Origin of the sequence: Kitasatospora sp. NRRL B-11411, assembly GCF_000721345.1 — a bacterium.
Classification (GTDB): domain Bacteria; phylum Actinomycetota; class Actinomycetes; order Streptomycetales; family Streptomycetaceae; genus Kitasatospora; species Kitasatospora cineracea.
On sequence record NZ_JOGH01000104.1, the window covers coordinates 1 to 24,071 of the forward strand.

The 24,071-nt window shown below is 76.0% G+C and carries 20 protein-coding genes; 10 read left to right on the forward strand and 10 right to left on the reverse strand.

Going from position 1 to position 24,071, the window contains the following annotated elements; genetic code table 11:
- Nucleotides 1–50 precede the first annotated feature (50 nt).
- Complete coding sequence (locus tag IH44_RS0131275; protein ID WP_030463151.1) at nucleotides 51–737, reverse strand: alpha/beta fold hydrolase; 687 nt, start codon at nucleotides 735–737, stop codon at nucleotides 51–53.
- A gap of 157 nt (nucleotides 738–894) precedes the next feature.
- Here IH44_RS0131275 and IH44_RS0131280 point away from each other — a divergent pair, with 157 nt between their 5' ends.
- Together IH44_RS0131280 and IH44_RS0131285 are read left to right on the forward strand one after the other, a co-directional pair.
- Nucleotides 895–1,959: a YafY family protein gene (locus tag IH44_RS0131280; protein WP_051817626.1), complete on the forward strand. Its 1,065-nt coding sequence runs from the start codon at nucleotides 895–897 to the stop codon at nucleotides 1,957–1,959.
- A gap of 30 nt (nucleotides 1,960–1,989) precedes the next feature.
- Nucleotides 1,990–3,786 carry a hypothetical protein gene (locus tag IH44_RS0131285; RefSeq protein WP_030463153.1) on the forward strand — a complete coding sequence of 599 codons (1,797 nt, stop codon included), beginning with the start codon at nucleotides 1,990–1,992 and terminating at the stop codon, nucleotides 3,784–3,786.
- A 29-nt stretch (nucleotides 3,787–3,815) separates the two neighbouring features.
- On the opposite strand, the gene IH44_RS0131290 is transcribed toward IH44_RS0131285, so the two are convergent.
- Together IH44_RS0131290 and IH44_RS0131295 are read right to left on the reverse strand one after the other, a co-directional pair.
- Entirely contained in the window at nucleotides 3,816–4,940 is a 1,125-nt protein-coding gene (locus IH44_RS0131290; protein WP_051817628.1) for an NAD(P)-binding domain-containing protein, read from the reverse strand.
- On the reverse strand, nucleotides 4,937–5,836 hold the full coding sequence (locus tag IH44_RS0131295) for a RimK family alpha-L-glutamate ligase (protein ID WP_051817630.1): 900 nt from the start codon (nucleotides 5,834–5,836) through the stop codon (nucleotides 4,937–4,939). The genes IH44_RS0131290 and IH44_RS0131295 overlap by 4 nt, the downstream gene beginning before the upstream one ends.
- Nucleotides 5,837–6,062: 226 nt before the next feature.
- Between IH44_RS0131295 and IH44_RS0131300 the strand changes: the two genes are divergently transcribed.
- On the forward strand, nucleotides 6,063–6,527 hold the full coding sequence (locus tag IH44_RS0131300) for a hypothetical protein (protein WP_030463156.1): 465 nt from the start codon (nucleotides 6,063–6,065) through the stop codon (nucleotides 6,525–6,527).
- A gap of 160 nt (nucleotides 6,528–6,687) precedes the next feature.
- Nucleotides 6,688–7,827: a vWA domain-containing protein gene (locus tag IH44_RS0131305; protein ID WP_051817632.1), complete on the forward strand. Its 1,140-nt coding sequence runs from the start codon at nucleotides 6,688–6,690 to the stop codon at nucleotides 7,825–7,827.
- A 134-nt stretch (nucleotides 7,828–7,961) separates the two neighbouring features.
- On the opposite strand, the gene IH44_RS0131310 is transcribed toward IH44_RS0131305, so the two are convergent.
- Entirely contained in the window at nucleotides 7,962–8,333 is a 372-nt protein-coding gene (locus tag IH44_RS0131310; RefSeq protein ID WP_030463158.1) for a YbjQ family protein, read from the reverse strand.
- Nucleotides 8,334–8,475: 142 nt separating this feature from the next.
- Between IH44_RS0131310 and IH44_RS43260 the strand changes: the two genes are divergently transcribed.
- The 3 genes from IH44_RS43260 (at nucleotide 8,476) to IH44_RS0131325 (ending at nucleotide 11,356) form a co-directional block, all read left to right on the forward strand.
- A complete protein-coding gene (locus tag IH44_RS43260) occupies nucleotides 8,476–9,393 on the forward strand; it encodes a hypothetical protein (protein ID WP_051817634.1) in 918 nt (305 codons plus the stop codon).
- Between the two features lie 17 nt (nucleotides 9,394–9,410).
- A complete protein-coding gene (locus IH44_RS0131320; RefSeq protein ID WP_030463160.1) occupies nucleotides 9,411–10,145 on the forward strand; it encodes a peptidyl-tRNA hydrolase in 735 nt (244 codons plus the stop codon).
- 101 nt (nucleotides 10,146–10,246) lie between these two features.
- Nucleotides 10,247–11,356 carry a hypothetical protein gene (locus tag IH44_RS0131325; RefSeq protein WP_232795153.1) on the forward strand — a complete coding sequence of 370 codons (1,110 nt, stop codon included), beginning with the start codon at nucleotides 10,247–10,249 and terminating at the stop codon, nucleotides 11,354–11,356.
- A 67-nt stretch (nucleotides 11,357–11,423) separates the two neighbouring features.
- On the opposite strand, the gene IH44_RS0131330 is transcribed toward IH44_RS0131325, so the two are convergent.
- From IH44_RS0131330 to modA, 5 genes are all read right to left on the reverse strand, one after another.
- Entirely contained in the window at nucleotides 11,424–12,365 is a 942-nt protein-coding gene (locus IH44_RS0131330) for a DMT family transporter (protein ID WP_030463162.1), read from the reverse strand.
- Between the two features lie 193 nt (nucleotides 12,366–12,558).
- Nucleotides 12,559–15,258: an MXAN_6230/SCO0854 family RING domain-containing protein gene (locus IH44_RS0131335; RefSeq protein ID WP_063759709.1), complete on the reverse strand. Its 2,700-nt coding sequence runs from the start codon at nucleotides 15,256–15,258 to the stop codon at nucleotides 12,559–12,561.
- Between the two features lie 188 nt (nucleotides 15,259–15,446).
- The gene (locus IH44_RS0131340; RefSeq protein WP_030463164.1) at nucleotides 15,447–16,532 is read right to left on the reverse strand and encodes an ABC transporter ATP-binding protein; all 1,086 of its coding nucleotides are present in this window, start codon (nucleotides 16,530–16,532) and stop codon (nucleotides 15,447–15,449) included.
- On the reverse strand, nucleotides 16,529–17,377 hold the full coding sequence (locus tag IH44_RS0131345) for an ABC transporter permease (RefSeq protein WP_035956977.1): 849 nt from the start codon (nucleotides 17,375–17,377) through the stop codon (nucleotides 16,529–16,531). The genes IH44_RS0131340 and IH44_RS0131345 overlap by 4 nt, the downstream gene beginning before the upstream one ends.
- Nucleotides 17,374–18,168: a molybdate ABC transporter substrate-binding protein gene (gene modA, locus IH44_RS0131350; protein WP_030463166.1), complete on the reverse strand. Its 795-nt coding sequence runs from the start codon at nucleotides 18,166–18,168 to the stop codon at nucleotides 17,374–17,376. Before modA ends, IH44_RS0131345 begins: the two co-directional genes overlap by 4 nt.
- A 301-nt stretch (nucleotides 18,169–18,469) precedes the next feature.
- Here modA and IH44_RS0131355 point away from each other — a divergent pair, with 301 nt between their 5' ends.
- Nucleotides 18,470–19,852, forward strand: coding sequence for a cytochrome P450 (locus tag IH44_RS0131355; protein ID WP_030463167.1), 1,383 nt, complete (start codon nucleotides 18,470–18,472; stop codon nucleotides 19,850–19,852).
- A 63-nt stretch (nucleotides 19,853–19,915) separates the two neighbouring features.
- On the opposite strand, the gene IH44_RS43265 is transcribed toward IH44_RS0131355, so the two are convergent.
- Nucleotides 19,916–20,626: a hypothetical protein gene (locus tag IH44_RS43265; protein WP_051817638.1), complete on the reverse strand. Its 711-nt coding sequence runs from the start codon at nucleotides 20,624–20,626 to the stop codon at nucleotides 19,916–19,918.
- A gap of 411 nt (nucleotides 20,627–21,037) precedes the next feature.
- Between IH44_RS43265 and IH44_RS0131365 the strand changes: the two genes are divergently transcribed.
- Together IH44_RS0131365 and IH44_RS0131370 are read left to right on the forward strand one after the other, a co-directional pair.
- Complete coding sequence (locus IH44_RS0131365; RefSeq protein ID WP_030463169.1) at nucleotides 21,038–21,820, forward strand: MHYT domain-containing protein; 783 nt, start codon at nucleotides 21,038–21,040, stop codon at nucleotides 21,818–21,820.
- A 51-nt stretch (nucleotides 21,821–21,871) separates the two neighbouring features.
- A partial coding sequence (locus IH44_RS0131370) for a nitrate- and nitrite sensing domain-containing protein (protein ID WP_051817640.1) occupies nucleotides 21,872–24,071 on the forward strand: 2,200 nt, incomplete at its 3' end.

Genomic DNA, 24,071 nt, shown 5'->3' on the forward strand with positions numbered 1-24,071 from the left:
GGGGGACGGGGGACGGGTGGACGGGGGACGGGTGGACGGGGGGCGGCACGTCAGTTGCGGGCGGCCGCCGCGTCGATCAAGGCGGCGAGCTCGGCGGGCCGGCTGAACATCGGCCAGTGGCCGGCGTCCAGGTCGACGTACTCGATCCGCTCCATCCGGGACACCTCCGGGGCCGCGCCCGCCGCGACCCACCCCCGGACGTCCTCCGGCGACGCCTCCGCGCACAGCATCGTCACCGGCACGCCGTAGCGCCGCTCGTCCGCCAGCCGGACCGGCGCCAGCGCGACGTCCGCCGGGACGGGGACCGCGTTCGCGGCGATCCGGGCCCGCAGCTCCTCGTCCAGGTCGGCGCTGCTCGGCCCCTCGAACGGCTCCCAGCCGGGGAACGTCACCACGCCGTCCCGGGGCGGGAACCACTCCGCGTACGGCTGCCCGTCCGCGTGCGGGAAGCCGTCCACCAGCACCAGCCCCGCGACCCCCTGCGGGCGGGCGTCCACCGCCATCCACCCCAGCGTGCAGGCCGCCGAGTGCGCCACCACCAGCGGCTCGCCCGCCGCCGCGTCCACGGCCGCCACCACGGCCGCCAACTGCTCCGCCAGGGTGGCCGAGGAACGGCCGTCGCCCTGGCCGGGCAGGGTCAGCGGCACCGGGCGGTGGCCGCGCTCGGCGAGCGCCGGGAGCACCGCGTCCCAGGCGCTGCCGTCCAGCCAGAGACCACCGATCAACAGGACGTCCATGAGGGGAACCCCTTTGCGCACAGGGGCCGCGGGCATCGTGCGCCGCAGCCCGTTCGAGCAGGTCAGTGCCCATGCTAGGGATAGTTCCGGACGAAATACTTCCTGAATTACCGGCCATCGGAAATCGGCCTGCCCGGGGTTCCCTAGGCTGTCGGACGTGCCGACCACAGGGACCGACTCGACCAACCCGACCAGTCCGACCGCCCGCGCGCTGCGCGCGCTGGAGATCCTCCGGGACCGGCCCGGGGTGACCTCGGAGCAGCTCGCCGAACGTCTCGGGGTCACCGACCGGGCCGCCCGCCGCTACGTGGCGATCCTGCGCGAGGCCGGGGTGCCGGTGGAGTCCGAGCGCGGGCCGTACGGCGGCTACCGGCTCGGGCGCGGCGCCCGGCTGGCCCCGGTGTCCTTCACCCAGGAGGAGGCGCTCGGGTTGGTCATGGCGGTGCTGGACGGGCGGCCCGCCGCCACCGACCCGGACGATCTGGTGGGCTCCGCGCTCGGCAAGGTGGTCCGGGCCCTGCCCGAACCGATCGGACGGCAGGCCGCCGCCCTGCGGGCGCACGCCGCCGCCGCTCCCGACCCGTACCCGGCGCACCCCGACCCGGCCGTCGCCAGCACGCTGGTGGAGTCGATCGCGGCCCGCCGCCGGGCGGTGATCACCTACCGCGGCGCCGGCGGCGGCGAGTGGCGGGCGGAGGTCGACCCGTGGGCGGTGGTGGTGCGCCGCTCCCGCTGGTACCTGCTCTGCCACTCCCACCGGGCCGACGCCGTCCGCACCTACCGGATCGACCGGGTCCGCGCCGCCGAACGCACCACCGTGCCGTTCGACCCGCCCGACGGCCTCGACCCCGTCGCCGTCCTCGAACACCACCTCGGCACCGGCTGGGCGTTCCGCACCCGCGTCCTGTTCGACGCCCCGCTCGACCGGGTCGCCCCCTGGATCAGCCCCACCATGGGCCGCCTCGAACCGGCGGGCGAACGCTGCCTGCTGGAGGGCAGCACCCGCAACCCGGCGATGTACGCGGGCGAATGGCTGGCCGCCGTCCCCTTCCCGTTCCGCATCCTGGACGGCCCCGAACTCCGGGAGGCGGTGGCCGCGTTGGCCTCCCGCTTCGCGGCGGCAGCCGGGCCCGCGGGGGCAGCCGGGCCCGCGGGGGAAGCGGACGTTCCGGGCCGAGCCGGGGAGCCGGTGACCCGGGCTGAGCCGGTGGCCCCGGGCTGAGCCGCCGACCGCCCGGTTACGCTGTCGATCGTGACGCAGGAGCAGCCGCCGGGCGAACCGGCCGACCGGGCACGGGAGTCGACCGCCGACCGGGGCCGGGAGCAGGACTGGCCGAAGCTCCCCGGGTGGGACGGCTCGCCCGAACTGCCCCCGCTGCTGGCCGAGTCGTTCGACCTGCTGGACCGGCTCACCGGCGCCCGCCGGACCGGTCTGCTGGACGCCCTGGTGAGCCGGGCCGTCCGGCTGCCGCACGCCCACCCGGCCGACCGGGCCCGGCTGGCACCGCTGTACGCCGTCCAGTGGGAACGCGCCGTCGGCCTGCTCGGGGACGAACGGGCCGAGACCAGGCGGCTGGCCGCCCGGCTGCTGGAGGTGCTGCGCCCCGGCCGCCCGGAGGCGACCGTCGCGCTGAAGGCCCGGACGGAGGCCGAGCCGTCACCGCAGACGCTGGCCCAACTGCTCACGGCTGTCGGCGCGCAGGGCCCCGAGGAGGGGGCCGCCGCCTGGCTGCGGCCGTGGCTGGACCACCCCGGACCCGGGGTGCGGCTGGCCGCCGCCCTGGCCCTGCTGGCGCTGCCGGACGAGGGCGACGAGGGGGACGGGGGCGAGCGGCTCGGTGAGCTGGTGGCGCGGCTGGTGGGCGTGCCCGGGGCGTGGCACGCGCCGCCGTACCCGCCCGCCGGGCCGTTCGGTCCCGCGCTGCGCGACCGCCCCCGGGCGGCGGACCGGTTCGTCGCCGTGCTGGCCGGGCGGTCCGGGCAGGCGGAGCGGCAGGTCGCGGTCGCGGTGGCCGCCGAGCAGTTGCGCCGCCGGCGCCGTCCCGCCGAGGTGCACTGGCGCACGGTGCTCGACGCGGGGGAGGGACACGGCTACGAGGTCCGGGAGCTGCTGACCGGCGCCGGCCGGGCGGCCGCCCCGTACACCGAGGAGCTGGCGCGCCTGGTCGAGACGGGGGAGGCCGCCTCCTGGGTCCGGGAAGGCGCTCTGGTGGCGCTGGTCCGGCTGGGCGACCGGCGGGCGCTGCCGCACTACCGGGACAGGTTCGGGGCCTACTGGATGCAGGGCATCGACGGGCCACCGCCGGACTGGGCGGCGGACCTGCTCCCCGCCGTACGCGGGATCCTCGCCGCCGCGACGGGCCCCCGGTCGACCGGCGACTTCGCCCTGACGGCGGCGCTGCGGGCGGCGCGGAGCTGGGGCGCTGCCGCCGCACCCGCTGTCCCGGAACTGGCCGCCCTGCTGGACGCCCCCACCCGCACCGCCCGGGCGGCGGCCGAGGCGCTGGGCGAGATCGGCCCGCAAGCGGCTTGCGCGGCCGGGGAGTTGGCCCGACCCGCAACGGGCCGGTCGTGGCAGGGCGCGCAGACCGCCGCCCGGGCGCACTGGCGGGTCACCGGCGACCCGGCCCTCGCACTGGAGGTCGTCGGCGCCGCCGCCCGCGCCGGACTGGGCCGCCCCGTCCACCGCTACCTCGCCGAACTCGGCCCGCTGGCCGCCGAGTCCGCCGGACCGGTGCGGGAACTGCTGGACGCGCCGGGCGAGTTCAGCCGGGTCGGCGCGGCCGAAGCCTGGTGGCGGATCACCGGCGACCCGGCCCCCGCCGTCCCCGCCCTGCTGCGCGCACTCGCCCCGTTGGCAGCCTTCGAGGCCGGACGGCCGACCATTGAGGCGGTCCGGGTGCTCGGCGAGATCGGCACCCCCGCAGCCGCCGGAGCCACGCCGCCGCTGCGGGCCGTGCTGACGTCCGAGCGGAGGTACGGCCCGACCATGGCCGTCGACGAGGAACTGTGCGCGGCGGCACGGACGGCACTGGAACGGCTGGGGTGACGGGCCGGGCCTTCGCGGGGGAGCGGCCCTCAGGCCGTGGCGGGTTGCGGGGTGGGGTGGAGGAGGTGGAGGACCTCGTTGACCGCGGTGCGGCCCGCGCGGTTGGCGCCGACGGTGGAGGCGGAGGGGCCGTAGCCGAGCAGGTGGATGCGGGGGTCGTCGGCGACCCGGGTGCCGTCCATCCGGATGCCGCCCCCCGGGGTGCGCAGGCCGAGCGGGGCGAGGTGGGTGAGTTCGGCCCGGAAGCCGGTGGCCCAGACGATCGCGTCGACGGGCAGCTCCTCGTCGCCCCAGGCGACCCCGTGCTCGGTGAGGCGGTCGAACATCGGGCGGCGGTGCAGCACGCCCAGCTCCTCGGCGCGGCGGTAGGCGACGCTCGGGCCCAGGCCCGTCACCGAGACCACGCTGCGCACCGGCAGGCCGGCCCGGACCCGCTCGTCGACCTTGGCGACCACCTCGCGGCCGAACTCCTCGGTGAACGGCCCCTCGTGGAAGACCGGCGGGGTGCGCGTCACCCACACCGTCTCGGCGACCGCGCCGAGTTCGGAGAGCACCTGCACCGCGGAGGCGCCGCCGCCCACCACGACCACCCGTTGCCCGGCGAAGGCGGCCGGGCCGCGGTAGTCGGCGTAGTGCAGCTGGCGCCCGGCGAAGCGGCCCGGGTAGCGGGGGAGGAACGGGCGGGTCCAGGTGCCGGTGGCGTTCAGCAGGGCGCGGGTGGCCCAGCGGCCGGCGTCGGTCTCCACCAGCAGCCGCCCGTCCGGGCCGCCGTCGGGCCGGCCGTCGGGCCGCTCGCGCACGGCGAGCACCTTCACCGGGCGCAGCACCGGCAGCGCGTGCTTCGCCTCGTACGCGGCGAAGTAGCCGGGCACGGCGACCCGGGCCTCGGTGGCCGGGTCGGTGGCGGGGAGCTCGAAGTCCGGCAGGTCGTGGAAGCCGTGCACCGTCGCCATGGTGAGCGAGGGGGAGCGGTGCGCCCAGGCCCCGCCGGGGGCGTCGTCCGCGTCCAGCACCACGAAGCCGGTGTACGGGGCGAAGCCGCGGCGGCGCAGGTGGTAGGCGGCGGACAGGCCGGCCTGGCCCGCGCCGATCACCAGGGCGTCGACCTCGCGGACGGGGCCGTCCCCGTGGGTGCTTGCACGTTCAACGGTCACGCCGGTGAAACACCGGGGCGCGACCGGGTGTTCCCCGGCAGCAGGGCGGAGGTCGCGGCGGCCAGCCGGTCCGGGCCGTCCGGGCACAGGTCCAGGAACAGCCGGGGCTCGGTCAGCTCCAGTTCGATCAGCACCGGCGAGCCGTCCGCCAGCCGCACCAGGTCGACCCGGGCGTACAGCAGTTCGCCCGGCTCCGCGGCCACCGCCAGCACCCGCTCGGCGAGCGCCAGTTGGTCCGCGTCCGGCTCGCGCGCGACGTCCGCGAAGCCGCCGCCCAGCATCGGGCCGCGCCGCACCGCGTGGCTGAACTCCCCGCCCAGGTACAGCAGCGAGGTCTCGCCCTCCTCCTCCACCATCGCCAGGTACGGCTGCACCATCGCCGTCCGCCCGGCCGCCGTCAGCGCCGCGACCTGCGCCAGCGCCGCGGCCCGGTCGGTGGTGCGCATGGTGTCCCGGGCGCCGGAGGACACCGTCGGCTTGACCACCAGCTCCGGCCAGTCGACCGCCGCGACCTCCTCCACCGGATCGCCGGGCGCCACCCAGAGCGTCGGCACCACCGGCACCCCGGCGGCGGCCAGGGCGCGCAGGTACGTCTTGTCGGTGTTGCGCTCCAGCACCCGCGCCGGGTTGGCCAGCCGGGTCAGCGCGGAGGCCCGGCGGGTCCAGGCCAGGAACTCCTCGCGGTACAGGATGTAGTCCCAGACGCTGCGGATCAGCACCAGGTCGTACCCCGCCCAGTCCACCCCCGGGTCGTTCCAGAACACCGCCTCCGCACTCACCCCCGCCCGCGCGAACGCCGCCAGCACCGGCAGCACCTCCACGTCCTCCACCCCTCGGCAGGTGGCGTACGCGACCCTCGCGGGCCGGCGGACGGGCGGGTGCAGGGCGGTGCTCACGGAGGCTCCAGGCGTGTCGGGGGCGGCAGGGGGTGCCGGGGAGGGCTGCGCAGTGAGCGTCGTACGGGGCCCTGACCAGTGTCAATCGTTATTTCGGACCGGCCGACGAGATGACTGCCCGAGTGCCCGGCCGCCTCCGGAACGTGACCGCCCGGGAACGGCCGCCGCCCGGGCCCGCGGCCCGGTAGGTTCACGCCCGGCGACGGACCGGTGGAAGGGGAGACGGATGAACCGGCTGGACGAACTGTGGGCCGCGGGCCGGATGCCGCTCCGGGACGGCCTGTTCCGGGCGGACGGGCGCTCCCGCGAGGCGGCCGTCGAAGGGGCCGACCTGGAGCACTTCCGGCTCGGCGGGCCGATCGGCCTGGACGGCGCGGGGGAGGCGGGGACGGGGGACGAGCCGGATGAGCCGGACGAGCTGGACGAGCTGGACGAGCCGGTGCCGGCCGACATCCACGTCGAGGCGGAACTGCCGGGTGGAGCGGGGCGGGTGGTCGGCGGCGGCGGGTCGCACGGGTCCGAGGGCTTCCTGGCCCGCCTCGGTGCCGACGGGTCGGTGGTCTGGCTGATGCACCTCGGCCGGTCCAACGAGTTCGTCCGGATCGCCGTCGACTGGCCGCTGGCGACCTTCACCAACAACTGCGGCCGGTCACTCACCCTCGACCTCGCCTCGTCCGATTTCTCCGGGTAGCGGCCGGGAATTTCCCGGCAGTGGCGGGCGGTGCGGGGCGGCGGAATTGACGGGGCGTCGGGACCGGCGGAATTGTCAGTGGGGCGCCGTAGTGTGGGAACAACGCTGGAGGGGGCGCCGGGAAAGGTGCCGATAAGGGCGTGGGAAAAGGGGCGCAATCATGTCCGCGAACGCTGCTGCGAACGTCTCCGGGAATGTCTCCGGGAACGTTTCTGCGAACAGGATCAACCACAAGGTCAACCACGTTTCGCTGGTGGTCGACAAGTCCGGTTCGATGCGCCGGCACGAGGCACAACTCGTCCGGGTGGTGGACGAGTTCGTGAAGGGACTCCAGGAGGAGTCCGACCGGCTCGGGCACGAGACCCGGATCAGCCTCTACGCCTTCGACCACGAAGTGCACAACCTGGTCTGGGACATGGACGTCAAGCACCTGCCGTCCCTCAAGGGCCTCTACGCGGTCGACAACGGGGCGACGGCGCTGATCGAGGCGGCCGTGAAGTCCGTCGACGACCTGAAGAACATCTGGGAGGGCTACGGGGAGCACTCCTTCCTCCAGGTCGTGGTCACCGACGGCGAGGAGAACGCCTCCGGCTACTCGGAGACCGGCACGATGCACACCCGGATGAAGGCCGCCGAGGGCTCCGCCGCGCTGCGCGGCTGGATGGACCGCATCCGCGGCGCGATGGCCGACCTCCCCGAGCACTGGACGTCGGCGATCCTGGTGCCCAACTCGCTGGCCAAGCGCACCGCCCAGGAATACGGCTTCCCCGCGGGCAACATCGCCATCTGGGACGCCGACTCCAGCGGCGGCGTCGAGGAGGCCATCGGCACCGTCAAGACCGCCGCCACCAGCTTCCTGCGCGGCCGCGAGAAGGGCGTGCGCGGCACCCGGTCGCTGTTCACCATGGGGAAGGACCTGAGCGCGGACGACGTGAAGGCCAACCTCGAAGCGCTGGACACCGCCGCCTACGCCCTCGTCCCGGTCGACCGGCAGGCCCCGATCCGGGAGTTCGTCACCGGGGCCGGGCACCCGTACCGGACGGGCTGCTCCTACTACGAGCTCTCCAAGCGGGAGAAGATCCAGGCCACCAAGCAGATCGCCGTCGCCGAGAAGGACCCGGCCACCGGCCTGATGACCGGCCGGGTGTTCGTCGGCCCGGCCGCCCGCGGCCTGCTCGGCCTGCCCGCCGCGGAGAGCACCGTGAAGCCCGGCGACAACCCGGCGTACACCGTGTTCGTCCAGTCGACCTCCGTCAACCGCAAGCTGGTGCCGGGCACCCAGGTGCTCGTCATGCTGTAGCCGCGCAGGTGGCAAGTGGCAAGTGGCAAGTGGCAAGTAGCGGGTGGCAGGTGGCAGGTGGCAGGTGGCGGGTGGCAGGCCCCGGGCGGTGGACGTCCGGGGCCTGCGGCGGTGCCCGGGGCGGGCGGGTGGGGTCAGGTGAGGGGTTCGATGACGGCGGCGGTGCCGTAGGCGCAGACCTCCGTTCCGACGTCGGCGGCCTCGGTGACGTCGAAGCGCATCATCAGGACGGCGTTGCCGCCGCGGGCCCTGGTCTGTTCGACCAGGCGCTCCATGGCCTGGTTGCGGGTTTCGACCAGGGTCTTGGTGAGGCCCTTGAGTTCGCCGCCCATCAGGGACTTGAAGCCGGCGCCGATCTGCGAGCCGATGTGCCGGGAGCGCACGGTGAGGCCGAACACCTCGCCGATCACCCGGACCACCCGGTGTCCCGGCACGTCGTTCGTGGTCACCACCAGCACGCCGCCGGCCGGGTCCTGCCCGCCGCCGAAGTCGTTGAGTTCGCTCATGCCCCCAGCCTCCCGCCCGACCGGCCCGCCGCCCGCCCCGGCGCGCCGGGGAGCCGCGTTCCGCGCCCGCGTGCCACCGCCGGCGGACACCGGATCACCGGAGCTGATGGACACCGGGCACCGGGTTTGTCAACCTTGTCGCATGGGCGAGCGAAACGATCAGCCACAGGGGCCGCACGCGGCGGAGGAGTCCGGCGCGCAGGAGATCGAGGCCACGGTGGTGCTGGGCCTGCGGATCACCGACTGGCCCGCGCTGCGGGCCGCCGCGCGGGCGGCCGTCGAGGAGTTGGAGTTCGACGGCATCGACCCCGAGGGCCAGCGGGCCCAACTGCTGCGCGAGGTCGCCGAGGACCCCAACGCGGCCCTCGGCGCGCTGCTCCACCCCGACCGGCTGGTGGCGTCGCTGCCCGGCATCGAGGCGCTCGGCGGCACCCTGGAGATCAGCGTCACCGACGACTTCGCCCCCGACTTCGCCGAGCTGTTCCCGCTCGACGACGACGGCGACACCGGCGACTGGACCCTCACCCCGCGCACCGCCTGCCTGCTGCACACCCAGCTGATCAGCCTCTCCGACGCCGCCTACGAGGACCTCGACGACCACGGCGACGACCCCGTCACCGTCGCCGACGAAGGCGACTGGACGGTCTTCGGCCGCCTCCAGCAGCGCACCTGGAACCTGCACCGCGGCTGGCGGCGCGCCTTCGCCCGGGCCTTCGACGACCTCGCCGACGACCTCGCCATCGGCGAGTGGCCGCTGCCCCGCTGCCCCGCCGAGGACGTCGCGCTGCGGCTGGCCCTGGCCGACGCCCGCGCCCTGCTCGGCGCCCAGCCCGAGTCGGTCGCCGACATGATGGGCGACCTGCCCGCCGACCTGTACGACTACGACTGGGACGGCTGCGCGGACGAACTGTTCGGCGTCTACGGCCCGGACGAGGAGGACGGCGACCTCGACGCGGGCCAGCGGATCGACCAACTCCTCGCCGCCACCCACCCCGAGGGCTGGTTCCTCGGCTACGAGGACGCCGAGGAACGCGACCCCGGCCGCGGTTACCGCCGCTGAACTGGCATGCTGAGGGGGTGAGCTCACCCTTCGACCTCCCCCCTCAGCAGCCCGCCGCCCCCGCCGTGGGCGGGCACGCCGAGGACCGCGACACCCGCCCGCAGTACGTCCTGCCGCTGGTGGTCCGGCTGGAGCGGACCGACCCGCCCGCCCGCACCGACGCGCTGGAGACCTCGGCGCGCGCCGTCCTCACCCTGCTCGCCGACCCCCGGGTCACCGAGCCGGACGGCGAGTGGGCCGAGCGGGTCGCCGCCTGGGAGGACGCCCGGATCCGCAAGGTGGTCCGGCGCGCCCGCGGCGGCGAGTGGCGCAGGGCGGGCGAACTGCCCGGCATCACCGTCACCGGCGAGCACGGCGCCGAGGTGCGGGTCTTCCCGCCGATCCCGCTGGACGGCTGGCCCAAGGAACTCGCCAAGCTCCAGGTCTCCGGCACCGACCTCGACGACCCCGAACCGCCCGGCCCCGCACCCGAGGGCCGCCCCGTGCTCTGGCTCAACCCCGACCTCGAGATGAGCGCCGGCAAGACCATGGCCCAGACCGGCCACGCCGCCCAGCTCGCCTGGTGGGAACTGGACGACGACCAGCGCGCCGAGTGGGCCGCCGACGGCTTCCCCCTCGCCGTCCGCACCGCCCCCGCCGCCGCCTGGCCCGCCCTCACCGACGGCCGCCTCCCGGTGGTCCGCGACGCCGGCTTCACCGAGATCGCCCCCGGCAGCTGCACCGTCGTCGCCGAGGTCGGCACCCGCCACTGAGCTCGAAAGCGTGCTGCCGGTCCGCCCGGTGACGTCGTCGTTCCCCCGCGGGGCGGGGCGTCAGGCTCCCGCATCGTTCGTCGTCCGTGGTCGGAAGGGTGGTGGGAAGAACTGTGGTCGTCGCTGCTCGTCTCGTCACCACCATTGCCGCTCCGCTGGATCCGGCGTCCTCGGAGGCCCCGCGGGTCCTGCACTGGCCCGGCCGCAGGCTGCTCGTGCAGCGTGGTGACACCGAGGTGGTGGCCCTCGACCTGGACGCGTGCCTGGCCGGTCGGGCCTCCGAGGTCCGCTTCCCGGCGCCCTGGCCGCGCCGTTTCGGCACGGTGGCGGTGTCGCCGGGGCGGGACGCCGCGGTGTTCGCCGGTGTGCACGCGGTGCGTTCGGTGGAGGCGAGCGGTGCGACGCGCTGGGAGGTGCGGCACGGCTGCTGGTACGGCGGCTGCTCCCTCGCGCACTCGTCCTTCGACGAGTACGCGCTCGACGAGGACCACCGCTACGCCGACAGCGGCTCGGTCGCCGTCGGTGCGGACGGCGGGCTCGTCTGGGCCCACGTCCGCGCCCCGCTGGGCGGCGACGCGGGCGCGGAGGGCGACCAGGAACTGTGGGCGGTCCTGGACGCCGCGGACGGAAGGGTCCTGGGGCGGGTGGACACCATGACCGCGGCCTCCGGCTCCGAGCACACGCCGCATCCCGACCCGACGCGGATGGGACTGAGCGTCGGCGAGGGCGAAGAAGGCTCGCCCGCGCTGTGGGGGCGCTGGGACGGGCAGCGGTTGACCGCCGTGCAGATCGGGACCGAACTGGTCCTCCTCGCGGTGAGCCCGTCCGGCGGGCACCTCCTGACCGTCGACGTCGGGCAGTGGTCGCTCTCCCTGCACCGGGCGGAGGACGGCTCGCTCCTCCGGGAGCTGGACGCCCGGGACGCGGTGCCGCCGCACCCGCGAAGCACCGGGGAGGGCAGGGTGTACTGGGACTGCGACGCGGCCTTCGTGGACCAGGACACCATCGTCGCCGGGACCTCCGAGTGCGACGCCCGGTACGGCGCCGCCCGCCACTGGCTGGTCGACGCACGGGGAACGGCCCTCCGCGGCGAGGTCTCCTACCCCTTCCCCGTCTCCGGTCCCGTCCGCTCCGCGGGGGACGGCGCGTGGTACACGGTCTCCGAGGACCGGACGTCCGTGCACCTGTGGAAGCCGGCCGGCGAGAACTGACTCCGGCCGGGCGGCGACCCGGCCGCCGACCTCCCCCGTCCCGGGTGCCGCGCGGCCGGGCCGGCGGTCAGTGCGCGCGCAGTTCGGTCCGGGCCAGGGCCGTCACCGAGAGCAGCAGGACCGCGGTGCCGAGCAGGGCGGCGGGGGTGAGCGGTTCGTCCAGGACGGCGGCGGCGAACACGGTGGCGCTGAGCGGTTCGATCAGGGCGACCACGGAGGCCGTCGCGGCCCGGATGACCGCCGCGCCCGCGAAGTACAGGGCGTACGCGAGGGCGGTCGGCACGGTGGCGAGGTAGCCGAGCAGCAGCAGCGTCGAGGGCAGCGAACCGGCGGCCGGGAGCGGGCCCTCGGCCAGGGCGAACGGGAACAGGCAGACCGCGCAGACCGCGAACGACCACAGGGTGGTGGCCGCCGGGTCGTCCGCGGCGCCGGTGCGCGCGGCCCGGTGCCGGGTGGCGACGGTGATCGCCGCGTAGCCCGCCGCCGAGGCCAACGCCCAGGCCAGGCCCGCCGGTTCGGCACCGCCGCTGCCGCCGGAGCCGCCGTCGCCGGAGCCGCCCAGGACCAGCACGCCCAGGCCGAGCAGCGCCCCGGCGACGGCGGCCAGACCGGCCCGGCCCAGCCGTTCGCCCATCAGCAGCCGCCCGCCGAGCGCCACCAGCACCGGCGCCGACCCGAGGGTGACCACGGTGGCCACGGCCAGCCCGGTGTGCCGGACGGCCAGGAAGTACGCGCTCTGGAACAGCGTCAGCCCCAGGCCGTTGAGCAGGATCCGGCCCGCGGCCGGGCGCGCGGCGGGGCGCCCCGCCCGGCGGGTGAACGGGCGCAGCGCCAGCAGCACGGCCGCGCCGCCGACCGAGCGCCAGAACGTCAGCGCGAGCGGGCCCAGGCCGCTGTGCCGGAACAGCAGCGCGGCCGCCGCCCCGGCGGTGCCCCAGGCGGTGGCGGCGAGGGCGACGTACAGCAGGCCCCGCCGGGCGGGCAGGGCGGAGGAATGCAACGAGGACACGGGTGGACTCCCGGAAAGCCGTCATGGTCGGTGGGCCACGGAAGCGGGCAGCACCGACCGGCCCGGGGCGGACGTCCACGGAGGGGACGGGCCCGGGCGGGCTCAGGAAGTGGCCGGCCGCCCGCTCAGCGAGCGGGAGGGGGCAGGACGCCGCGATGCATGCCCGCCACTGTACGCGAGCGCGCGCCCCGGCTCACGGGGCCGGGGCGAGGGTGGCGACCAGGTCGCCCGCGGCGAGGCGGCGCAGGGCGTCCGGGGCGGCGTCCAGCGGGCCCGGGTGCAGGCGGTACAGCTCGCCGTGGAGGCCGGGGGGCACCGGCAGGTCGGCGTCCAGCAGGGCGAGGAACGCCCGCCGCCCGGCCAGCAGTTCGGGCAGCGGGACGGTGACCGGCGGGCCGTCCGGGGCGTGCCGCAGGCGCAGCCGCTCGGCGAACCCGCCCACCGGCTCGGCCGGTTCGCGCCGCCATCGCCGGACGGCGCCATCCAGGCCGCGGACCAGCACCTCGCCGGTGGCGTGCGCGGCCCGGGCGCAGGCCACGTCCCACAGGGTGGCGCGCCGGTCCGGGGCGAAGTGGTCGAGCACGTCGCCGCACAGCGCGGCGATCGTGTCGCCGTGCCGGGCGACGCTGTGGTAGCCGCTGGTGGCCGTGGTGTTGAGGTCGGTCCAGGTGAAGCGGCGCTCCGCCAGGTCGACGATCAGCGGGACGGACACCTTGGCGTCCCCCGTCAGGTCCATCCGCTGGCGGACGGCCCGGGCCGACAGCGGGCTGCCGCCCGGGCGGGCGTCGTCCAGCCCGGCGAAGCCGGTGAACGCCTCCGGGAGGCGGTCGAAGGGCACGTCGTTGTAGCTGAACACGACCATCACCGCGTAGCGCGCCCCGGCGGCCTCCAGCGCGGCGAAGTCCAGGTCGACGAACTCGCTGGCGCCCTTCGGCGGCGGCGCCGAGACGTAGTCGCCGGAGTGCACGGCGGCGCGCCGACCGAACGTCAACTGCGTGTAGTCGCACCGGCCCCGGGAGTTCCAGCCGGCGTCGTACAGGGCCACCGACAGGTCCAGGTCGACGCGCTGCTGGTCCGGCTGCACCCAGTGCAGGAACAGCCGCAGCCGGTCGCCCGGCGGCAGCGGCAGCGTGCTGCCGCGCGGCACCGACACCAGCGCGCGGGACGCCGAACGCTCCGCGAACGGCACCGCCAGGCCCGTCAACGCCTCGTCCAGCAAAGCGACTTCGGGCGGTTCGGGCAGCGTCGCGGCGGACCGCCGGAGCAGCTCCGCCTCGATCGCGGCGACCACCGGGGCGCTGGAGCGGGCCGGGACGACGGTGCCGTGGTCCTCCCGGCCGTACGCCAACGAGACCAGCCCGCGCGGGAAGTAGAGCCGCCGCTCGCCCGCGGTGCGCGGCCCGCGCAGCCGGCCGTACGCGCCGAGCAGCGGGCCCGGGCCGACCGCGGGCAGCGCCCGGGCCAGCGCCGCCGACAGTGCGGCGGGCGGCGGCGCGCCGGGCTCCATGATCTCGTGCACCCGCAGCAGGTGGTGCAGGCGGCGCACCAACTCGCCCGGCCGGTGCGCGAGTTCGGCCAGCGCACCGGGGGCGTCGCCGACCGCGAGCAGGGACTCCACCCGGGCGGCGAAACCGGTGTGCGCCAGCCGGCGGCGGCCGCGCACCCGCTCCACCCGCAGCGGTGCGGGCGGCTCGGCGAGGCCGGGGACGGCGGTGGCGGCGTCCAGGTCGGTGCCGCGCAGCAGCGCGAACGCCGCCGCGGCAGAGGGGAATCGGCGGGCGTGCTCGAACGGGTGCAGCAACTCGCCGACCCGCAGCCAGGGTTCGCGGTGGCGGCGGAGGTCCTCGGCCAGCGAGGCGGCGGGCAGCGCGTCCAGCACGCCCAGCAGGCCGCGGCGCAGCGGCCGGGGCAGGTTGCGCAGCCGCAGCCGGCGGGCGGTGGCCGGCAGCAGGTCCGGCTCGGCGCCGGAGTGCGCCCACAGCAGGCGCAGCACGTCGGTGGCGGTGGTGAGCCGCTCGGCCAGCACCGGCAGCGCCGATGCGCCCTCGCGGCGCAGCAGTTCGGCCAGCGCCAGCGCCTTGGTCTCGCGGACCGGGATCTCGGCGGGCAGCAGCGCCGCCAGGTCCGCCGGGGCGTGCGCCAGCAGGGTGGCCAGGTCGTCGCGGTCCTGCGGGTTCAGCGCCGTCCGGCGGGTCAGCAGGCCCGTCAACTCGGCCAGCGCGGCCGTGGTCTCGTCCTCGTTCAGCAGCCGCAGCGGGCGCAGCACCGAGCCGCGCGGCTCCCGCGGCTCCTTGTCCCCCTTGCGCGGCGGGGCCTGCTCGCGCACCGCCTTGCGCTTGCCGCCGAACAGGAACGGGTGGACGGCCAGCGCCGTCCCGCAGGACGGGCAGTGCGGCGGGCCGTCCTGCGCGTCCAGGCAGTCCGGGCAGAGCAGGTGCGCGCACGGGGCGAGCAGCCCGATGCCGACCTCGGCGCCGCGCCGCCCGCAGCGGGCGCACGGCTGGTGCGGCTGGCTGCGCAGGAACGCCCGCATCCGGCGGCTGTGGTGCAGCTGCGCGACCTCCGGCACCGCGTCCGGGAAGCGGCGGAACAGCGGGGTGTGCTCGCGGTCGGTGCCCAGCAGGTGGTCGATCCGGGCGAGCAGCGCACCGCCCAGCTCGGCCAGCCGCAGCGGCGCCAACCGGGCCAGCGCGGCGCGCAGTTCGACGGTCGGCAGGTAGCCGCGGTTCGCCAGGTCGGCGTCCAGCGCGGTCAGCCCGCGCAGGCTCCACGGGTCGGCGGCGGGCAGCAGGTCGGCCGGGTCGACCGCGACGGCGGTGCGGCGGCGGAGCAGGAAGGAGCCGAGGTCGAGGTCGACGCGGACGTCGAACGTCACCGGGAGGGCTCGGGGCATGCGGAAGGAACCCCCAGGGGGAGGCGGAAGACGAAGAAGCGGGCGGAGAGGGGGCGCGCTGGTTCTTTTCGGAAAAGGGAGAAGGAAGCACGCCGCGGAGCCGCCCGCGACCGCCACCCTAGGGCCAATGCATCTGCGCGCACCAGCGAATTAACCCCGGCCCGACTGTCGGCCGCCGGCCGGCCGTCTCAGGCCGGGTAGGCGTGGGTCTGGGTGGCCTTGACGGCGGCCCAGACGCGGGTGCCGGGGGTGAGGTCGAGGTCGGCGGCGGCGGTGGGGGTGAGGTCGGCGGCGAGCGGGAGGGGGCCGGTGAGGTCGACGCGGAAGCGGTCGCCGTGCAGGTCGAGGCCGGCGACGGTGCAGGGGAAGAGGTTGCGGGCGCTGGTCTCGGGGCGGTGGCGGTGCAGGGTGACCGCGTCGGGCGGGAAGGCGACGAACGCGGGGCCGGTCAGGTCCTCATCGGTGGCCAGCACCGGGCCCTCGGGGAGGGTGACCCGGCGGCCGTCGGCGGTGCCCTGGTAGAGGTTGAGGCCGACCAGCCGGGCGATGTAGTCGGTGCGCGGGTGGCGGGCGACCTCGGCCGGGCGGCCGGTCTGCACCACCCGGCCGGACTCGATGACGACGAGGCGGTCGGCGAGCACCATGGCGTCCAGCGGGTCGTGCGTGACCAGCACCGCGACGGCCTCGAACTCGGCGAGGTGGCGCCGGAGTTCGGCCCGCACGTCGAGCCGGGTGCGGGCGTCCAGCGCGGCCAGCGGCTCGTCCAGCAGCAGCAGCCGGGGCCGGACGGCCAGGGCGCGGGCCAGGGCGACGCGCTGGGCCTGGCCGCCGGAGAGCTTCGCGGGGCGGTGCCCGGCGTGCTCGGCCAGGCCCATCCGCTCCAGCCAGGGCAGGGCCCCGGCCCGGGCGGCGGCCCGGCGCAGGCCGCGGGCGCGCAGGCCGAAGGCGACGTTGTCGAGCGCGGACAGGTGCGGGAAGAGCAGGTAGTCCTGGAAGACCACGCCGATCGGCCGCTGCTCGGCGGGCCGGAACACGCCGTCCGCGGGGCAGTCCAGCGCGGTGCCGTCCAGGCGCAGGTGCCCGTCGGTGAGCGGCAGCAGTCCGGCCAGCGCGCGCAGCGCCGTCGACTTGCCGGCGCCGTTCGGGCCGAGCAGGGCGAGCACCTCGCCGGGCTCGGCGGCCAACGGCACGTCCAGGGCGAACGTGCCGCGGGAGACGCGGAGTTCGGCGTCCAGGGCGGGGGTGGCGGGCTGCTGCGCAGCGGGGTTCGTCACGGGGTGGACATCCAGCGGTCGCGCAGTCCGGCGAGGACCGCGATGGACACGGTGAGCAGGATCAGGCTGAGCGCGATCGCCGCCTCCGGGTCGGACTCCATGGCCAGGTAGACGGCCAGCGGCATGGTCTGGGTCCGGCCGGGGAAGTTCCCGGCGAAGGTGATGGTCGCGCCGAACTCGCCCAGCGCCCGGGCCCAGGCCAGCACCGCGCCCGCCCCGATGCCCGGGGCGACCAGCGGCAGGGTGACCCGGCGGAACGCGGTCAGCCGGGAGGCGCCCAGGGTGGCCGCGGCCTCCTCGTAGCGCGGGTCGGCGGCGCGCAGCGCGCCCTCCACGCTGATCACCAGGAACGGCATGGCGACGAACGCCTCGGCGATCACCACCCCGGTGGTGGTGAACGGCAGGGTGATGCCGGTCCAGGCGTCCAGCCATCGGCCGAGGATGCCGTTGCGGCCGAGCACCAGCAGCAGCGCCACGCCGCCGACCACCGGGGGCAGCACCAGCGGCAGCGTCACCAGGGCGCGCACCAGGCGCCGTCCGGGGAACTCGGTGCGGGCCAGCAGCCAGGCCAGCGGCACGCCCAGCACCAGGGCGACGCCGGTGGCCAGGGTGGCCGAGAGCAGCGAGAGCTTGAGCGCCTGCCACACCTCGGTGCCGGTCAGCAGGTCGGGCAGCGCGCTCCACGGGGCCCGCACCAGCAGGCCGAGCAGCGGCAGCACCAGGAAGGCCAGGCCGAGCAGCGCGGGCAGCAGCAGCGCGGCGGGGACCCGCCCGGACCCCCGGGGCCGCCGCCGGCCCCGGGGGTGTGGTGCGGGAGTGGTGCGGGGGGTGCTCGCCCGGGTCACGGCGTCTGGAAGCCGGCCTCGGTGAGCACCCGGCGGGCGTCCGCGGAGCCGACGTAGCCGAGGAACGCGGCCGCGCCGTTGCTGTTGGGCGCCTTGGCCAGGGCGGCGATCGGGTAGTCGTTGACGGCCTTCTCGGCCTCGGGGAAGTTCACGCCCTCGATCTTGGCAGAGTCGGCCTTGACGTCGGTCCGGTACACCAGCGACGCGTCGACCTCGCCCAGTTCGACCTTGGTCAGGGCGCCCTTGACGTCCTGCTCGTAGGTGGCGGGGGTGAGCTGCACGCCGGCCGCGTTCAGCGCGGTGACGGCGGCGGCGCCGCACGGCACCTCCTTGGCGCACAGCGCGGTCTTGACGCCGGTGAGGTCCTTCAGGCCGGTGATCTTCTTCGGGTTGCCCTTGGCGACCGCGATCTCCAGGGTGTTGCGGACGAACACCGCCGGGTCGCCGCCGGTCAGCTTGGCGTCGGTGACGGTCTTCATGGTGGCCGGGCTGGCCGCGGCGAACACGTCCACCGGGGCGCCGGAGACGATGCTCTGGGCCAGCGCGGAGGAGCCGCCGAAGTTGAAGGTCACGGTGGTGCCCGGGTAGGCCGCCTCGAAGCGCTTGCCCAGCTCGGTGAAGGACTCCTTCAGCGAGGCCGCCGCGAACACCGTCACGCTGCCCTTGACCTCGGGGCGGACGGGCGCGGAGCTGTTCGAGGCGGAGCCGCTGCCGGAGCTGCTGCACGCCGTCAGGCCGGCCGCGAGGGCGAGGACGGCGGAGGCTGCGAGGAGTCGTCTGACGCTGCGCATGGATGGTTTCCCCTGGTCGTGGTGGGCGGTGGCGGTTCGTGGTGGGCGGTGGCGGGCGAGGGTGGGGTGCGATCAGGTGATCATAGTGCCGCAGCTGCGGGGTCCAATGCTGCTGTCTCATCGCACAAGCGACCTTAAGGCGAACTTAAGGGTTGCATGTGCAATGCCTCAAGGCCCCGGCGGGGGCGGACCTGGCCCGGGGACGTGCGCCCTCGCGTCGGTCCGCCGGGCCGGGGGATACTGACGCGGTTTCAGCGAACCGCCGCCGAACGGGGGTTCGCCCGCCGACGGAGGGGATCCCATGACCGCCACCCGCGTGCCCGGCCCGCCCGGGCTGCCGCTGATCGGCTCGCTGCTCGACCTCAGGCGCGACGCGCTCGGCACCTACCTCGCCGCCCACCGCGACCACGGCGACGTGGTCCGGGTGCAGGCCGGGCCGCCCGGGCTGCGGGCCGAGCTCTGGATGGTCTTCTCCCCCGAGGGCGCCCAGCAGGTGCTGGCCACCGAGGCCGCCAACTTCCGCAAGGACAACGTCTTCTACGGCGAGATCCGGGAGAGCTTCGGCAATGGCCTGCTCACCGCCCAGGACGCCGACTACCTGCGCCAGCGCCGCCTGGTCCAGCCGCTGTTCACCCGCCGCCGGGTCGACCAGTACGCCGACGCGATCGGCACCGAGACCGCCGCGCTGGCCGCCCGCTGGGCCGCCGAACCCGGCCGCACCGTCGACCTCGGCGAGGAGATGAACCGCTTCGCGCTGCGCACCGTCGCCCGGATCCTGTTCGGCCAGGACGTCGAGGAGGCGGTCGAGACCGTCCACCACGCCTTCCCGGTCCTGAACGGCTTCGTCCGCGACCGCGGCTTCTCCCCGCTGCGGCTGCCCCGCGAGTGGCCGCTGCCCGGACACCGCAAGGCGCTCGCCGCCGAACGCGCGCTGTACGAGGTGTGCGACGGCATCATCGCCCGCCGCGCCACCGAGGGCCGGAGCGGCGACGGGGACGGGGACGGCGGGGCGGACGACCTGCTCGGGCTGCTCGCCGCCGCCCGCGGCGAGGACGGCGAACGGCTGGACGCCACCGAACTGCGCGAACAGGTGCTGATCTTCCTGCTGGCCGGCCACGAGACCACCGCCACCTCGCTCACCTTCGCCCTGCACCTGCTCGGCAAGCACCCCGAGCAGCAGGCCCTGGCCCACCGCGAGGCCGCCGGCCTGCTCGCGGACGGCCGCCGCCCCACCGCCGCCGACTACGCCGGACTCCCGTACCTGACCCGGGTGCTGAAGGAGACCATGCGGCTCTTCCCGGCCGCCCCCTCGATCGGCCGGCGGGCCGTCGCGGCCACCACGGTGGGCGGCGTCGAGATCCCGGCCGGCGCGGACGTGCTGGTCGCCCCCTACGTGACGCACCGCCACCCCGCGCACTGGGAGGACCCGGAGCGCTTCGACCCCGACCGCTTCACCCCCGAACGCGAGGCGGCCCGGCACCGCTACGCCTGGTTCCCGTTCGGCGGCGGCCCGCGGGCCTGCATCGGCCAGCACTTCTCGATGCTGGAGTCGGTCCTCTCGCTGGCCGTCCTGCTGCGCGACTTCGAGGTCACCGCCGTCGACCGCGACGTCCCGCTCGGCCAGGGCATCACCCTGGAACTGCACGGCCCGGTCCGGGTCTCCCTGACCCCGCGCGGCCAGTAGTCCGGGACGCCGGACCGCCCGCCGCCGCAGTGGTGCGTGCGGGGGCGGGCGGTCCGGGGGGCGTCAGTGGGTGAGGCGGGCCAGGCACAGGGTGTACGAGGTGCTGCCCTTCTCCACCCAGTAGCCGACCTGGGCCTCGGGGACCGCCTTGCAGGCGCTGGTGGTGGAGGTGGAGAACCGGCCCACCACCCGGAAGTCGGCGTCGGAACTGCCGCAGTCGACGACCGAGACGTCCGGGGAGGAGGTGGTCCCGCTGTTGTGGACGCAGTCGCCGACGGCGGCGTACTCCGGGTCCTGCTGGACGCCGTAGACGATCGCGCCGACGACCGCCAGCGGCACCAGCAGGCCGAGGACCTGCGGCCGCAGGTACAGCGGACGGCCGGTGGGCATGGGCGTGCCCGGGGCGCCCGGGACGGGGGCCGGGAGCTTCCGGAGCTTGAGCCAGGTGACCAGGTTCATCAGCATGGTGACCGGGTTGATCACCATGGACGCGACGCCCCACCAGCCCTGCCACAGGCTGTTCGCGGTCATCCGCCGGACGGTCGCCGTCCCGCAGTCCCGGCAGAACGGGCCGGGCAGGCGCAGGAACCTCATCATCACCAGGAATCCCTGGTGGCCGCGGACCGTGGCCTCCACGGCGGGCATCGAACCGCAGAAGCGGCAGAACGGGCCCGGGTGGAAGCCGGGCCCGGCGGGCGCTCCCCCCGGGCCGGGCTCGGCGCCCGCGGGCGGCGCGGACGGGGCGGCGGGCGGGGGCGGAACGGGTACGGACACGGAGTTCCTCCGGCAGGGCGCGCGGACGGCGCGCGGGGAAGCGGAAAGGGGGAACCGTCGGCTCCGGGCGGCAGCGGAACTCCGCTGCGCCGCGCGACGGTTCGCCGGAGAGTAGCGGCTCCGAAGGACAACCCGCACACCGGTTCCGCGCGCGCGTTCGATCCGGCGCGCGCCGGGAGGCCCCGGAGGGCGGCGGCGAGGGCGTGATGCAAGGGCGTGCACCGGGGCGCGCGGAGCGCGGGAGGGCGGTGGGAGGCATACGCCGCCGGACCATTCGAGCACACAACCCCCACCACGCGTGGTGCTTTTCACATCTTCCGGTGACCATTCATCAACTCTGGGTAGCGTCCACGATTCCTGGACCGCAAGAGCTCGGCGAGCGGCACCCGCACCCCTCGCAGGAGGCACCCGATGGGATCGATGGACCATTTCAGTTTCGGCTGGCTGACGCCGCTGCTCTCCTACGCGATGGCCTGCGTCGGCGCCGCCCTCGGCCTGCGCTGCACCCTGCGCGCGCTGTCCGCCACCGGCGCCTCCCGCCGCAACTGGCTGCTCACCGCGGCCGCCGCGATCGGCTCCGGGATCTGGACGATGCACTTCGTCGCCATGTTCGGCTTCAGCGTCGACGGCACCGACCTGCGCTACGACGTCCCGCTGACCATCCTCAGCCTGCTGGTGGCGATCGCCGTGGTCGGCCTCGGCGTGTTCGTGGTCGGCTACGGCCGCCACCGCGGCCGCAGCCTGCTGCTCGGCGGCCTCACCACCGGCGTCGGCGTCGCCGCCATGCACTACCTGGGGATGTCCGCCGTCCGGATCCACGGCGAACTGCGCTACCAGGCCGGCACGGTGGCGCTGTCCGTGCTGATCGCCGTCGGCGCCGCCACCGCCGCGCTGTGGGCCGCCGTCACCATCCGCAACGTGTACGCGGCGGCCGCCGCCGCGCTCGTCATGGGCGTCGCCGTCAGCTGCATGCACTACACCGGCATGGCCGCCGTGCACATCCACATGGAGCCCGCCCGCACCGGGCTCGGCGGCGCCACCCCGATGCAGTTCGTCTTCCCGCTCGCCGTCGGGCTCGGCTCCTTCCTCTTCCTCACCTCCGCCTTCGTCGCGCTCTCCCCGACCGCGCAGGAACGCGCCGCCTACCGCGAGGCCGGCGAACTCGCCGTCGAGGACCTCGGCCGCGCCGCCTGAGCCCCGCCGCCCGCCCGCCCCGACGACCCCGTGAAAGGCCGCCCCACACCCATGCGCGCAAGCCGAGGCACCTCCCGCAGCGGACCGCCCGCCCCCAGCACCCCGCGCGGCCCCGCCCGCACCCGGCCCGGCGCGCCCCGGCGCGGCGCCCACGCCGGGCCGCCCGCCGACGAGACCCCGCTCACCGCCCCGGCGCCCGCCCGGCCCGGCCTGCGGCCGCGCACCGTCCGGGCCCGGATCGTCGCCGTGCTGATGGTCCCGGTGGTCTCCGTGATGGCGCTGTGGGCGTTCGCCACCGTCACCACCGCGGGCGACGTCTGGGACCTGCTGCGGATCAAGAACGTCGACACCACCCTGCGCACCCCGCTGGACCGCACCGTCGCCGCCCTGCAGGCCGAACGGGCCGCCGCCGGACAGCTCCTGGCCGCCCCCGGCCCCGACCAGGAGGCCGCGCTGCGCAGCACCGCCCAGGACACCGACCGGGCCGCCGCCCCGCTCACCCTGGCCCCCGGCTACAACCGCGCCGACGCCGAGGGGCTCGGCCCCGAGGCGGCCGGCCGCCTCGACACCCTCGGCCGCGCCGTCGCCGCCCTCCCCGCGCTGCGCACCCGGCTGCTCGACCGCAGCGTCCCGTGGAGCGACGCCTACACCGTCTACACCGCCGCCGTCGACGAGGCCCTCGCCGCCACCGGCTCGCTCACCGCGCTGCAGGACCACCGGGTCGCCGCCGACGCCCGGGTGCTGCTCGAGTTCGCCCGCTCCCGGGAGCAACTCGCCCGCGAGGACGCCCTGGTGCGCGCCGCCCAGCGCAGCGGACAGCTCACCGAGGCCCAGTACCGGCAGATCGTCGGGGCCGGCTACGCCCGCGCCCAGTTCGAGCAGACCGCCGCCCCCGACCTGCGCCCCGCCGACCGCACCGCGCTGGCCGCCGTCACCGGCGGGCCGGAGTACCAGGAACTGCGCCGCTACGAGGAGACGCTGCTGGACGCCGCCGACCCGCGCGGCGCGCTCGCCGCCATCCCCGGCACCCGCTGGGCCGCCGCCGCCGACGCCACCGCGCACGCCCTGGCCGACCTCGAACGGCAGGCCGGCACCACCGCCGCCGAACGGTCCGACCCGTACGCGCTGGGCCTGTTCACCACCTCCGGCGCCACCGTGCTGCTCGGCCTGTTCGCCGTCCTCGGCTCGCTGCTGGTCTCGGTCCGGATCGGCCGCGGCCTGGTCGCCGAACTGCACGCCCTGCGCAACTCCGCCCTCGAACTGGCCGGCCGCAAACTCCCGGACACCATGCGGCGGTTGAGGTCCGGCGAGGAGGTCGACGTGGACGCCGAGGTGCCGCCGCGCGAGCACGGCGGCGACGAGATCGGCCAGGTCCACCACGCCCTCGACAGCGTCCAGCGGGCCGCCGTCACCGCCGCCGTCGAACGCGCCGAGGTGCTCTCCGGGGTCTCCGGCGTGTTCGTCAACCTGGCCCGCCGCAGCCAGGTCCTGGTGCACCGCCAACTCACCCTGCTGGACGCCATGGAGCGCCGCACCGAGGACCCGGCCGAACTCGACGACCTGTTCAAGCTCGACCACCTCACCACCCGGATGCGCCGCCACGCCGAGGGCCTGATCATCCTCTCCGGCGCCGCCCCCGGCCGCGCCTGGCGCAAGCCCGTCCCGCTCACCGACGTGGTCCGGGCCGCCGTCGCCGAGGTCGAGGAGTACGCCCGGGTCGACGTCCACCGCCTCCCGTACGCCGCCGTCACCGGCCCCGCCGTCGCCGACCTCACCCACCTGGTCGCCGAACTCGTCGAGAACGCCACCGGGTTCTCGCCCCCGCACACCAAGGTCCAGATCCGCGGCGAACAGGTCGGCAACGGCTACGCCCTGGAGATCGAGGACCGCGGCCTCGGCATGGGCCCCGAAGCGCTCTCCGACGCCAACCGGCGGATCGACGCCAGCGACCAGGTCGACCTCTTCGACAGCGACCGGCTCGGCCTGTTCGTGGTCAGCCGGCTCGCCAAACGGCACGGCGTCAAGGTCTCGCTGCGCCCCTCCGCGTACGGCGGCACCACCGCGATCGTGCTGCTGCCGCTCGACCTGCTCGACCTGCGCGAGGCCGAACCCCGGCCGGACGAACGGGAGCCGGCCACCGTGCCGGAACTCCCGCCGACGGTGCGGCCGCCGTCCCAGGCGCTCGCCGCACCCCCGGCCCCGGCCCGGGCCCCGCTCGCCCCGCCACCGCCCGCCCGGCCCGCCGCCGGGG